General features: G+C 41.5%; 15 protein-coding genes and 2 pseudogenes. 13 read left to right on the forward strand and 4 right to left on the reverse strand.

The window, feature by feature from the left end:
• The first annotated feature begins 116 nt into the window (after positions 1–116).
• From ACFIKD_RS08195 to ACFIKD_RS08205, 3 genes are all read left to right on the forward strand, one after another.
• Positions 117–572 carry a hypothetical protein gene (locus ACFIKD_RS08195; RefSeq protein WP_375647711.1) on the forward strand — a complete coding sequence of 152 codons (456 nt, stop codon included), beginning with the start codon at positions 117–119 and terminating at the stop codon, positions 570–572.
• Positions 573–1,311: 739 nt separating this feature from the next.
• Positions 1,312–1,590, forward strand: a complete 279-nt coding sequence (locus ACFIKD_RS08200; protein ID WP_375647712.1) for a type II toxin-antitoxin system RelE/ParE family toxin — start codon at positions 1,312–1,314, stop codon at positions 1,588–1,590.
• 10 nt (positions 1,591–1,600) lie between these two features.
• Positions 1,601–1,909: a HigA family addiction module antitoxin gene (locus ACFIKD_RS08205; protein ID WP_004856867.1), complete on the forward strand. Its 309-nt coding sequence runs from the start codon at positions 1,601–1,603 to the stop codon at positions 1,907–1,909.
• Between the two features lie 65 nt (positions 1,910–1,974).
• Here the strand turns inward: ACFIKD_RS08205 and ACFIKD_RS08210 are convergent, their stop codons facing one another.
• Positions 1,975–2,346, reverse strand: coding sequence for a type II toxin-antitoxin system HigA family antitoxin (locus ACFIKD_RS08210; protein ID WP_375620553.1), 372 nt, complete (start codon positions 2,344–2,346; stop codon positions 1,975–1,977).
• Positions 2,347–2,464: 118 nt separating this feature from the next.
• Here ACFIKD_RS08210 and ACFIKD_RS08215 point away from each other — a divergent pair, with 118 nt between their 5' ends.
• Together ACFIKD_RS08215 and ACFIKD_RS08220 are read left to right on the forward strand one after the other, a co-directional pair.
• On the forward strand, positions 2,465–2,740 hold the full coding sequence (locus tag ACFIKD_RS08215; protein ID WP_375620552.1) for a type II toxin-antitoxin system RelE/ParE family toxin: 276 nt from the start codon (positions 2,465–2,467) through the stop codon (positions 2,738–2,740).
• A gap of 30 nt (positions 2,741–2,770) precedes the next feature.
• Entirely contained in the window at positions 2,771–3,100 is a 330-nt protein-coding gene (locus ACFIKD_RS08220; RefSeq protein ID WP_375620551.1) for a HigA family addiction module antitoxin, read from the forward strand.
• 58 nt (positions 3,101–3,158) lie between these two features.
• Here ACFIKD_RS08220 and ACFIKD_RS08225 read toward each other — a convergent pair whose 3' ends face one another.
• Positions 3,159–3,656, reverse strand: a complete 498-nt coding sequence (locus tag ACFIKD_RS08225; protein WP_375647714.1) for a Rha family transcriptional regulator — start codon at positions 3,654–3,656, stop codon at positions 3,159–3,161.
• 352 nt (positions 3,657–4,008) lie between these two features.
• Between ACFIKD_RS08225 and ACFIKD_RS08230 the strand changes: the two genes are divergently transcribed.
• The 8 genes and pseudogenes from ACFIKD_RS08230 (at position 4,009) to ACFIKD_RS08265 (ending at position 10,338) form a co-directional block, all read left to right on the forward strand.
• Complete coding sequence (locus tag ACFIKD_RS08230; protein ID WP_375647716.1) at positions 4,009–5,220, forward strand: phage tail sheath subtilisin-like domain-containing protein; 1,212 nt, start codon at positions 4,009–4,011, stop codon at positions 5,218–5,220.
• Positions 5,220–5,726 carry a phage major tail tube protein gene (locus ACFIKD_RS08235; RefSeq protein WP_375645124.1) on the forward strand — a complete coding sequence of 169 codons (507 nt, stop codon included), beginning with the start codon at positions 5,220–5,222 and terminating at the stop codon, positions 5,724–5,726. The genes ACFIKD_RS08230 and ACFIKD_RS08235 overlap by 1 nt, the downstream gene beginning before the upstream one ends.
• A 2-nt stretch (positions 5,727–5,728) precedes the next feature.
• Positions 5,729–6,016 (forward strand): phage tail assembly protein, encoded by a 288-nt coding sequence (locus ACFIKD_RS08240; protein ID WP_375647717.1) that lies wholly within the window; start codon positions 5,729–5,731, stop codon positions 6,014–6,016.
• A 47-nt stretch (positions 6,017–6,063) separates the two neighbouring features.
• A complete protein-coding gene (locus ACFIKD_RS08245) occupies positions 6,064–6,126 on the forward strand; it encodes a GpE family phage tail protein (protein WP_244395846.1) in 63 nt (20 codons plus the stop codon).
• A pseudogene (locus ACFIKD_RS08250) lies at positions 6,123–8,421 on the forward strand (phage tail tape measure protein). Before ACFIKD_RS08245 ends, ACFIKD_RS08250 begins: the two are co-directional and overlap by 4 nt.
• 5 nt (positions 8,422–8,426) lie before the next feature.
• Positions 8,427–8,807, forward strand: a pseudogene (locus ACFIKD_RS08255) (phage tail protein).
• Complete coding sequence (locus ACFIKD_RS08260; protein WP_375647718.1) at positions 8,804–9,028, forward strand: tail protein X; 225 nt, start codon at positions 8,804–8,806, stop codon at positions 9,026–9,028. The pseudogene ACFIKD_RS08255 and the gene ACFIKD_RS08260 overlap by 4 nt, the downstream one beginning before the upstream one ends.
• Positions 9,025–10,338 carry a contractile injection system protein, VgrG/Pvc8 family gene (locus ACFIKD_RS08265; protein WP_375647720.1) on the forward strand — a complete coding sequence of 438 codons (1,314 nt, stop codon included), beginning with the start codon at positions 9,025–9,027 and terminating at the stop codon, positions 10,336–10,338. The genes ACFIKD_RS08260 and ACFIKD_RS08265 overlap by 4 nt, the downstream gene beginning before the upstream one ends.
• 90 nt (positions 10,339–10,428) lie before the next feature.
• Here the strand turns inward: ACFIKD_RS08265 and ACFIKD_RS08270 are convergent, their stop codons facing one another.
• Positions 10,429–10,749: an addiction module antidote protein gene (locus ACFIKD_RS08270; RefSeq protein WP_375620577.1), complete on the reverse strand. Its 321-nt coding sequence runs from the start codon at positions 10,747–10,749 to the stop codon at positions 10,429–10,431.
• Positions 10,736–11,038, reverse strand: coding sequence for a type II toxin-antitoxin system RelE/ParE family toxin (locus ACFIKD_RS08275; RefSeq protein WP_006589072.1), 303 nt, complete (start codon positions 11,036–11,038; stop codon positions 10,736–10,738). The genes ACFIKD_RS08270 and ACFIKD_RS08275 overlap by 14 nt, the downstream gene beginning before the upstream one ends.
• Between the last annotated feature and the right edge of the window lie 106 nt (positions 11,039–11,144).

Raw genomic sequence — 11,144 nt, forward strand, 5'->3', positions numbered from 1 at the left:
AGTGCAACGGGAAGCATGTTGAAAGGACCGCTGAAAGTGGATGGTGACCTTATTTATACCAAATCACAAGTGGATGCAGCTATCTTAGCAGAAACAAAAAAGATCTTAAAAAAGCTTTGAGTAATAAAGTCATTAATTGGCCGGCTCTTGCCGATGCTGAATTGCTCTATACACAGGATGGAAAAATTCAATGGCCCGATTGGGTAACGGATAAAACTAAAGTTGAGATCCAAGCTTGGGGTGGTGGGGGTAGTGGTGGTTGCTCTTGGTCTTATTGCTTAGGCGGCGGTGGAGGAGGTGGAGATTGTTCCGTGTGGTACGGCTATAAAGCCAGTTTAAACGGGCATGAGGATATCATCATTGGTAAAGGAGGAACTTCTGTTGCAAAGCATGGTGCGACAGGAAACTCTGGAGGAACAACAACCGTTGGAAAGAATTTTATTACCGCTACAGGAGGACATGGTGGTGGGGGAGCTGACGTCCGTATCTCTCACTCGGGATTTGGTGGTAGTACGACTTCCTACTATTCAGGCTCTGGTGGCGCTGGAGGCGCGGGGGGAATTTTGGTTTAGCAACAGACGAACATCTAGGAATCGCCAAAGGCGGAAATGGTTATGCTGGAACGAATGGAATTACGAGTAAAACAAGTGGGAATGGAGGCGATGCTGGAGGTGATACATCACGTGGTGGCGCTGGAGGACTAGGCAAAGGTTCCTATAGTTCGGGAAAAGCAGGGCGTGGTTTTGGTGGTGGCGGTGCTGGTGCTCATGACGATTCTTCTCCAAGTGGTGCTGGAGCTGATGGCGCTGTTCTTATAAGATTATGGAAAGAATAAATGGATGCACAAGTAACCAAGATATGACAGAAGTCAAATGGATAGCTGTTCTATAAGCAGGCTTATATGTTTTTAAGTCCTTTTATCGCTCTTTCAAAGCCCTTTTAAAGGGCTTTTTGAGTGACAGTGTCAGTCTTATGAAGCATGGTGATGATTGTTATGGTCTCTTCATTAATTTGGAGAGCAAAATGACAATAGAATTTAAACTTCGTATTCACTTTATTAAGAACGGCAAGGGATCTGAGTTTTTAGCAATATTTGATCAGACAGCCGTCGGTATGGTCGTAAAATCATTGATATTAACGTGCAAATTTATCCCCTCCATGCACCTATTCTTCTCTTTACGCATGAGTGGAGAAAAGAGAAACAGTCTAGACGATAAGGCTTTCTAATGGGATGTTACTGTTTTTTCCATTTTAGCACTTACAATGTAAGCTATTTGTTGACGTTAACAGTATTCTACGCTATATAAAAGAATGATTAAAACGTTTAAAAGCAAAACATTGGCAGAATTATTCAAAACGGGAAATTCATCCAAGATTGATAAGAAACTTATAAAACGTATCATGGTTGGTCTTGATCGTTTAGATTTTTCTGAAAGACCAGAAGATATGAATCTTCCAGGATTCAACTTTCATTCTTTGATTGGATATTCACCCACTCGTTACACTGTCCACGTTAACGGACCATGGTGTATTACCTTTGAATTTGACTCATGTAATGCTTACCGTGTTGATCTTGAACAATATCACTAAGGATACAGTTATGAATGACATTCCTGCACAAAGAGATAAAAACCGTTGTCCTACTCATCCAGGAGAAGTTTTAGCAGAAATTATTCCTGAAACAGGCAAAACAAAATCAGAAATTGCGCAGATGCTTGGTATATCACGCCAACATCTCTACGATATTCTGAACGCAAAAAAGCCTGTTTCTCCTGCTGTTTCCGCTTGTCTTGGCAAAATGTTTGGTGATGGAGCTGCTATATGGTTACGTATGCAAGCCAATTATGATGCGTGGCATGCTGAACGCGAAACAAATGTTAGCAAAGTTCCAACACTTCACGCTGTTTGATCTCTTCCTCACTTTGAAGAGACGATGTTTTATGAAATACTAGATAAATAATGACATCCCCTGCTTTAAACATGTTGATCACTATTCAAAATGTCATCTAAACCACGATCTAAATCGTCTAATATATTTTGCGGTGCATCTGCATAAACAAAAGATTGTACACGAGAACGCGCTTTTATTAATTCATGATATAAATCAACAGGAAGCAGATCTTTAGCACTTAAGTTCATTTGTTCCATTCTAAATTTAATAGCCTCAATAGGATGAGGAGAAGAAATAGGATAATGTTCTGTTTCATAAGCTTCAATTAACAAAACAAGAGTTTTCATTCTATCAAATTCTGGAGTATTAACTTCTGGCTGCTTATCAAACATTGCAGACACAACTTCTAAAGCTTCTTGGTAATCTCTCTCTGTACAAATTGGTTTGATATTCATTTCTTAAATTCTTTTAGTTCTACAGTATTCCATTAACAATATTTAACTGTAACATTTTTGTTGACAATTGTCACTTAATATATTACATCTTATTTAAAATAAAGTTGTTGAGTTTGCTATGATCAAAACATTTAAAAATAAAGACCTACAATCTCTCTGGGAAACAGGAAAAAGTAAGATTGATAGCAGGCTTCATCAGCGTATTATTCGCCGTCTGGATACTCTTGACGCAGCTTCTCAAGTTAGTGATATCAATGTACCAGGTTATAATTTTCATATGCTTAAAGGCTTTACTCCAACTCGCTACACAATTCATATCAATGGTCCTTGGTGTATCACTTTTGAATTTAAAGACAGACACGTTTACCATGTTGATCTAGAGCAATACCACTGAAGGTTTTAAGATTTGTAAAGGAAACTATCCATGACCACACGTAATCCTAATCGTTGTCCTTCTCATCCAGGAGAAATTTTAGCTGAATCCTTAGAACATTTAAATGCAAGCAAAACCGAAATTGCTAGGATTCTTCAAATATCACGCCAGCACTTGCACGGTATCCTTAAAGGAGAACGTCCAGTCACAGCCGTAACAGCAGCTCGCATTGGTAAATTGTTAGGAAATGGACCAGCCCTTTGGCTACAGCTTCAAGCCAATTATGATACATGGCATGCCTTGAGGGACATTGATGTCTCTTCTATTCCAACACTAAAAGTTAGTAAAAAAGCAGATGTGCAAATGGAGCATAGCCGTTAAGAAAAAAATCGCATACCTCCCCGCCTCAAAGACGAGGAGATAAATCGTGTTTTTAAAGTTAAGCAGCTTTTACAACAGGGCTTGCTAAAACTCGCTTAGCTTCTTTTGTAACTGATTTGTAATGATCAAGCTCTTTTTCGAGGTCATTTGCATCCAACAAACGTCTCATCATCAATCCTAAAATTTCTCCAACACCAGCAGGTTTTTTAAAACACTCATAAGAAAATAATTCATAATCGACAGCTTGTTTTTTTAAATCATAGAAAGCTTTAACGAGTGCTTTTTTGAATGCACGCACCGTATCATTGTTACGCATATAGGTCATGAGTAGAGTGGCTTGTGGTTCGTTGAGAATAGCAATTACTCTTTTCTGTCTTCCGCCTTTGGTCCCAAAGGGTGAGATTTCAAATCCAACCCTTCCAAATTCTTCAAAGTCTTCAATGTTTTGACGTACCAGCTTTATAACTGTAGCGTGGCTATTCCCCACACCATCGGCAATTTTTAAAGAGGTTGTGACAGCAATACCATCATTGTTGATTGTTACTAGATTGTTCATAATGAACTCCTTACTATTTAGTTTTTTTCTATTGACGCCCTAGAGGGGTATCGGGTGCTAGAAAACACGGTAGTAAGTCCGTCGTTACGCTTTCCCCATAAGGGTATTTTATAGCGTAACTACACCCGACAACATTATTATACGCTATGCGCATATAACGAGTCAAAGCATTCAATGCACGGAAGAAGACTGTTTCGGCAATCTATCCGCTTACTATCAAGGTGTTTTCTAGGCACCTTTGTATGAATCTAACGGTTTTAAAGTTTTTGTCAAGTCGTTCTCAAGAGCGGCTTTTTACCTCTCATTTTTCCCATTCATTTTCATTCACCCCTCATTTAAAGGAGCATAAAGTATGGCAACAGGTTTTCTACACGGTGTTGAAGTTGTCGAGGTTGACGACGGCACCCGCCCTCTTCGCGCGGTACAATCGGCAGTTATCGGAATTGTTGGCACAGCACCTGATGCCGATGACCGAGCATTTCCCCTTAACACACCCGTTTTGGTAACGGGTTCTCTTTCACAAGCCGCTAAACTGGATAAAACAGGCAAGCGTCAAGGTACCCTACCCAATGCCCTTGATCTTATTTTCAAGCAAGTGGGAGCTATTGTTGTTGTCGTGCGTGTGAACGAGGGTGACAATGAAAATGCAACACTCACCAATGTTCTAGGTGGTGTGAATGCAAATGGCGCTTATGAAGGCGTCCATGCTTTGATTGGAGCGGGGTCCATTGTGGGACAAACACCACGCATTCTCATCGCTCCAGGCTTTACACATCAACGCCCTTCCAGTGTGAATATTGAAGAGAATGGAACTGGTGCAACTGCCAACCCCGTCGCAGCAGAACTCATTGGCATTGCAGAGCGTCTGCGTGCTATTGTGGTGCTTGATGCACCAAACACAACAGATGAAGCAGCCCTTAGCACAGCAAAGGATTTTGATTCAAAGCGCGCCATCATAGTTGACCCTTTTGTAAAGGTGAATCGTGATGGAAAAATCTTAGAACAGCCAGCAAGTGCAGCAGTTGCAGGTGTCATTGCTAAAACTGATTTTACACACGGTTTTTGGCATTCCCCTTCAAATAAAGTGATCAATGGCATTGTTGGAACTGCGCGCCCCATTGATTTTTCCATTGGTGATCGATCAAGCCGCGCTAACCTTCTTAACGAACAAAACATCACAACAATTATCCGCGAAAATGGTTATCGTCTTTGGGGGAATCGCACCCTTTCAAGTGATACAAAATTTGCTTTCTTATCGGTGGTCAGAACCGCAGATATGATTAATGACGCCATTTTGCGCGGGCATCTATGGGCTGTCGATCGCAATATCAAAAAAACCTACATGAGTGACGTGAGTGAAAGCGTCAATGCCTATTTGCGTGATTTAAAAGCACAAGGCGCCATTCTTGGTGGGCGTTGTACGCCTGATCCAGAGTTGAATACAGCAAGCGCTATTGAAGGCGGCAGAGTCTATTTCAATGTCGAATTCACACCAACAACACCAGCAGAACACATCACATTCCGTTCACGCATTGTGAATGATTATTTAGAGGAGATTTTTTAATGGCTATCCCCGTTTTACCAAGAGTTTTGAAATATTTTAACATTTTTGTCGACGGCATTCCCTATCAAGCAAAATGTGAAAGCGTAACATTACCGAATTTGAATTTGGTTGTTGAAAGCTATCGCGGGGGTGGCATGGATAGCTCCATTGAAGTTGACCTTGGTCTTGAAACTCTCATTCTCACCATGACCATTTCTGACTGCTCTCCAGAGTTGATGACACTGCTGGGGCGCACTGATGTCGACATTTCATTGCGCAGTTCAATGCAAGCGCAAGGCACACCCGCAGAAGGTGTTGTCATTACCATGAGAGGACTATGCAAAGGCTTTGAAATGGCAGAATGGCAACCGGGGAGCAAAGCAACATCCACAGCAACATTCACATTACAGTATTTCAAATATGTCCAGAAGGACGTTGAAATTGTTGAGATAGACGCCCTCAACATGGTGAGGAGATTCAATGGCGTTGATGATTTAGCAGGTCATAGAGAAAACATAGGATTATAAAAATGACAGTACAAACAAGCATTACACATAAATTACTTGTACCGGTTACTTTTGAGGGAAAAGAACACACCACAATTACCTTACAGCGCCCCAAAACAAAAGATGTGCAAGCAATCGATAAAAAAGAAGGCATAGAACAAACAATCGCTATGGTTGCACGCCTTTCTGGATGGCCACATGAAGCGGTTGGAGAACTCGATATTAATGACATGGCAAGTCTTGGAGAGATTTTGGAGTCTTTTACCAAACGGCGGGACACCTCGACTGGGAAGCCGCCGCTAAACTCATAGCCGATATTGCCATTGTGTTCCATTGGTCCCTTTCAGACATGATGGAAATGGAACTGGAAGAATTGGTCTTTTGGCGAAATCAAGCAGCAGAAAGGTATAAGACAAAATGAGTGAAAAAGTTGCTGATGCAAAGGTGAGATTGTCTCTTGAAGACAAACTCACCGCACCTCTTAAACATCTTCAAAAAAAATTTGATACATTGTCAAAAACACTCTCACATAGATTGAGTATTCCGCGTTTTTCTGCTGCCGTCAAAAACATGACGTCAAGTTTGAAAGGTGTTCAAAGTGCTCTTGGAGTGGCGGCAAGCCGTGCTTCGGTCTTTACCGGTGTCTTAGGGCTTGCTGGTGGTGGTCTTGTGGCAAGTGTAGCCGCCCTCACCATGAAAACCATGCATCTGGGAGATAGTCTTTATCACGCATCACACCATTTAAATATGAGTGTTGCATCACTTCAATTATGGGGTGATGCAGCCGATAATTCAGGCACTTCTGCCGAACTTTTTCAACAATCCTTAGCGGTTTTAAATAGGCGTTCAGCACAAGCCTATGCTGGACAAAAAAGAGGCTTGATGGGCTTTGAAGCACTTGGCATTTCTGTCAAAAACACTTCTGGAAAACTCAAATCCACTTCTGTCTTGTTAGAAGAAATTACCGACAAGATGAGTAAGATGAAAAATCAAGCACAAAGACAGCATATTGCCGCTCTGCTGTTTGGGGGCGATGGTAAAGAAATGGCGACCATGCTTGCACAAGGCATGGCACCCATTAAAGAGCTGTTTGCAAAAGCGCGGAAAGGAAAATGGCTGATAGGTGCTGATGTCGCACGCTATGCAGCGGACTTAAGTGACAAGATGGGAGCCTTTAAGAAAAAAATAGGCGGTATCGCGAGCTTTATTGGCGCGCGTTTCATGCCCGTGATCAATGACATAATTGACGGTTTTTCTCGCCTGATTGATGAAAACCGTGACCTCATCCAAACAACCGTTGCGAGCTGGGCTAAAAGCGTAAAAAAAGTCTTTAATGATTTGCTTAATCCTACCTCTGATTTGAGAAGAAGCATCAGTGATCTTATAGAGAGAATTAAAGGCTGGTTTCAATGGATGAAGCCGTTGATTGGTGAAATAACCCTCTTCAAGGTAGGACTTGTGGCACTTGGTTCGTTCATTTTTGGTCCTCTCATTGCCGCATTAGCCGCAGCGGGAGCAGCGTTTGTCACACTTGGCTATACTATAATGACGACACCTATCGGTTGGCTAATTGGCGGCATCGCAGCTCTTGTTGAAGCTGGATATCTGCTCTACAAAAATTGGGACAAAATCAATGGCTGGCTGCTTACATCACTAGCCATAGTAAGCGCAGTTTTTATCAGGCTTGCTTTCGCTCTTTCAGGACCAGTGCTTTCAGCCTTCACTTCCGTTGGTTCTAAAATTACCGGTCTGGCTGCAAATCTTGGAAAATCCCTGCTCTCAAAAATAATCGCAGCAGATAAAGCTTTTATTAGATTTTCTGCTACTCTGGGAAGATCACTGCTTTCAGCATTAGCCTCAGCTGCTTCTGCAGTTGCCAGTCTTGCTTTAACTCTTGTAGGGACACTGATTTCGGCAATAACTGCCGTTGGTTCTGCTTTTATATCGCTTGGTATCGCAATCATGACCACTCCTATCGGCTGGATCATTGGCGGTATTGCTGGCCCTTGTTGGAGTTGGATATCTGCTCTACAAAAATTGGGATACGGTAGTGAGCTTCATAAGCAACTTGTGGAATTCTTTTGCCAACTTATGCAGTAATATTTTCAGTAACCTCTTTACACTCTTTAAAAACTTTTCACCGTTCTCTTGGATTGCAAAAAAAATCAATGCATTGATTGAGTGGCTGTTTGGCGTCGATTTAATGGAAGCAGGTTCCAATCTCATTGGTAGCTTGTGGGAAGGTATCAAAAGCCAATGGAATGCTCTGTCTGATTGGTTCAGCAACCAGATTAATCAATTAACCAGCTGGATGCCTAATTGGATGAAAAAAAAGCTAGGTTTTAATGTTTCAATCAACAAAACTTCAACCCAAACAATAAAAACCTTTACCGATGAAACCAATGCACGCGCAAAAAAAATGCTGGATACAGTAGTGGTTACAAACACCCCGCCTGAAAAACGCAAGAGTGGTTTTAATGCAGGCATAGTCGAAACAGGACAAATGCAGGCAACAAATAAAGTGGGTGCCTTTAAAACTCCAAAGCCCATTACGGTTCATAAACCCGTTGAAGTAGACGCCCGTGTAACCATTACAAATCTCAATATTTCAGTACCAAATGGTCTCAAGGACGAAATCAGAGACGCTGTCAATCAAGCACTTGAACGCTATGCAAAACAGCAACGTTTAGCCATAGCCTCTAGCCTTTCGGATTAAATACCATGATGTTAGCTTTGGGTGGTTTTATTTTTTCGATTGAAACAGCAGCTTACCAAACACTTGATATGTCTTATGGTGTTCCATGGGTGGAGCAAGGGCGATTGGGGAGAAAGGCTGCTCTTCAATAGCCTGCTGTTGCAAATGCGGAATTTTCTTTAACTGGCGTGATTTATCCAGATTTCAAAGGTGGTCACAGACAGCTCGAATATTTACGGCAAATAGCGCATATGGGACCTCACATTCTTGTGACTGGTCAAGGCAAAATCTTAGGTAAGTTTGTCATTCTTTCTGTAGAGGAAAAGCAAAGTGTTTTTCATCATAATGGCACCCCCAAAAAACAAGAATTTACAATAAAATTGAGAGAATATGGTGAAGACCTATGAGTGATCTTTACGTAACAAAAGAAGGTGATATGGTTGATGTCATTTGCTGGAGATACTATGCAAAGGGTCAACAAGCCCTTGCTGTTGAACGGGTCTATGCAGCGAATTTGGGGCTTGCAGACTATGGACCCATTTTAAAAGCAGGAATCACCATAGTTTTGCCGTCCCTCCCCTATCCGAAAGCCACACCAGTGATCAGAATTTGGGGTAGCAAATCATGAAACCTTTTTGCACGGTTCTGGCAAATGGAGAAGACATCACCAAAACGCTCATGGATTATGTTTTATCAATTGAAATTACCGATGAAGCAGAAAACAAAAGTGATCGTATCACTATAGAGCTTGATGACCGTGCGCGTGACAGTGATAACGGCTTTCTTGATATTCCTCTTATCGGGACAGTTATTTCCATAACACTTGGCTATGAAGGCGGGAAAAACCGCGAGATGGGAGCCTATCTGATAGACGAAATCTCTGTAAGCAGCCCACCACAAAGCTTAAGTGTTACAGGGCGCGCCGCATCAATGAACACATCTTATAGAACCCCAAAAAGCCAATCCTATCACCAGCAAACCCTTGGCAGTATTGTTCAAGAGATAGCAGAGCGTAATGGCTATACGCCAAAGGTTGATCCTTCTCTTGCAAAAATCGTTGTGCGTCACATTGACCAAACAGCTGAAAGCGATATGGCTTTTGCTACACGCCTTGCAGAAGACTATGATGCGGTAGCAAAGCCCGTTGATGGCAAACTTGTGCTTGCCAAACGAGGTGAAGGCAAAGCCATTACCGGTGAAACACTCCCTATTGTTGTTATTCATGAGAAACATTGCACCTCTTGGGATTTTAAATACAGCGCACGAGATGAAGCAGGTGCAGCCAATGGCTTAGAAACAGATGTGGGGGACGACCAAAAAGCCGCTGCTGATGCACGAGAACCAGAAGAGATTGATGATGATGAAAACTTTATCCATATGGATGACAATGACAGAGCAACACCACCATCATCTGAATCGGAAAAAGCAGAAACAACACCTGAGAAAAAAGAAGAAGACAAAGAGAAAAAAGGCGGTGTTCTCGCAACCTATCATGATATCCGCAGTGGTGAAAAAAAAGAAGTCAAAGTTGGTAATCCGCCGTTTCATGAACTCAAATATACCTACCATAACCAATCAGAGGCTGTTGCGGCCATTGCTGCTTATCGCAATAAATCATCACGCGGTAAGTCTTCTTTCTCATGTGATATCGGTGGTGATCCGTTTGTGCAAGCAGAAGCAAAGCTTGTTCAAGAGCCCCCTTTCCGCCCCTATATTCCAGCAGAATGGCGTATCAAGAGCGTTAAGCACAAACTTGATAAAACGGGCGGTTACACCACAAAAATAGAGTGCGAACTTTTTGACGAATCACAAGAAGATGCGGCTGGAAACGTTGCAAACACAACACCAGACAAGGATGATACCCTTGATCCAAACGCCCCACCAAACGCATGTGACGAAGGCGAAGGCGTCATCCATATGGATGAAGAGGATACATGATAGGTTATAAACTAGATGTAGAGCCCCTCATTAAAAAGATTGCTTAAGTAAAACACATCTCCCCTCCCCGTTCTTAAAATGGGGAGGTGGTTAAGATGCTTCTTCTAAAGCTGTCTGCTCCTTACAATTCTTTTGAATAGGTGTCAAACTCATTTGCAAATCTAAAGCATTCAAAACACTAAGAAAAGTAGAAAGTCGTGGATCACCTTTATCGCTTAAAGAACGATAAAGAGACTCGCGATTTAGTCCTGTCTCTTGAGAAACAGTTGTCATTCCTTGTTTACGCGCAATAATACCTAATACATGTGCAATATAGCCACTATTTTTGGTTTCTAAAGCATCATCTAATAAGATCTTAAAGTCTTCAGGCGTATTAAAATATTCACTTACATCAAATTTAGTAATTTCCATGTTTCATTTCCTTTACTAATTGAAGGGCTTTTTCGATATCTTTTTGTTGTGTGGATTTATCACCAGCATTTAATAACAAAATGATTTGTTTCCCTTGTTTTACAAAATAAATCCTATAGCCTGGTCCATAATTTATTTTTAGTTCACCAATGCCACGGAAATATTTCACGTCTCCTAGAAGCCCATATTCAAGGCGGAAAATACGTGCAGCAATTTTCTTTTGCACTTGTTTGTCTTTTAACGAGTCTAACCACTCTGTAAAATAGTGTGTTTTTTTAACAATAAACATTTGTAGTTTATATGCTACACAATAGATAATGTCAAATACATTATTTTGTTCCAATGAACAAGCTACATAGGTTTTAACAAGCCATCCTTTCAAATGGGAAAAATAT

The sequence above is a fragment of the Bartonella sp. CR84HXZ genome, from assembly GCF_042194535.1.
Lineage (GTDB): Bacteria > Pseudomonadota > Alphaproteobacteria > Rhizobiales > Rhizobiaceae > Bartonella > Bartonella grahamii.

Excerpts from the sequence above, each read along its gene's own strand:
- ACFIKD_RS08260 (WP_375647718.1), top strand. The coding sequence starts at position 8,804 with ATGAGTGATCTTTACGTAACAAAAGAAGGTGATATGGTTGATGTCATT.
- ACFIKD_RS08235 (WP_375645124.1), top strand. The coding sequence starts at position 5,220 with ATGGCTATCCCCGTTTTACCAAGAGTTTTGAAATATTTTAACATTTTT.
- ACFIKD_RS08240 (WP_375647717.1), top strand. The coding sequence starts at position 5,729 with ATGACAGTACAAACAAGCATTACACATAAATTACTTGTACCGGTTACT.
- ACFIKD_RS08270 (WP_375620577.1), bottom strand. The coding sequence starts at position 10,749 with ATGGAAATTACTAAATTTGATGTAAGTGAATATTTTAATACGCCTGAA.
- ACFIKD_RS08200 (WP_375647712.1), top strand. The coding sequence starts at position 1,312 with ATGATTAAAACGTTTAAAAGCAAAACATTGGCAGAATTATTCAAAACG.
- ACFIKD_RS08205 (WP_004856867.1), top strand. The coding sequence starts at position 1,601 with ATGAATGACATTCCTGCACAAAGAGATAAAAACCGTTGTCCTACTCAT.
- ACFIKD_RS08230 (WP_375647716.1), top strand. The coding sequence starts at position 4,009 with ATGGCAACAGGTTTTCTACACGGTGTTGAAGTTGTCGAGGTTGACGAC.
- ACFIKD_RS08275 (WP_006589072.1), bottom strand. The coding sequence starts at position 11,038 with ATGTTTATTGTTAAAAAAACACACTATTTTACAGAGTGGTTAGACTCG.
- ACFIKD_RS08265 (WP_375647720.1), top strand. The coding sequence starts at position 9,025 with ATGAAACCTTTTTGCACGGTTCTGGCAAATGGAGAAGACATCACCAAA.
- ACFIKD_RS08215 (WP_375620552.1), top strand. The coding sequence starts at position 2,465 with ATGATCAAAACATTTAAAAATAAAGACCTACAATCTCTCTGGGAAACA.
- ACFIKD_RS08220 (WP_375620551.1), top strand. The coding sequence starts at position 2,771 with ATGACCACACGTAATCCTAATCGTTGTCCTTCTCATCCAGGAGAAATT.
- ACFIKD_RS08210 (WP_375620553.1), bottom strand. The coding sequence starts at position 2,346 with ATGAATATCAAACCAATTTGTACAGAGAGAGATTACCAAGAAGCTTTA.
- ACFIKD_RS08225 (WP_375647714.1), bottom strand. The coding sequence starts at position 3,656 with ATGAACAATCTAGTAACAATCAACAATGATGGTATTGCTGTCACAACC.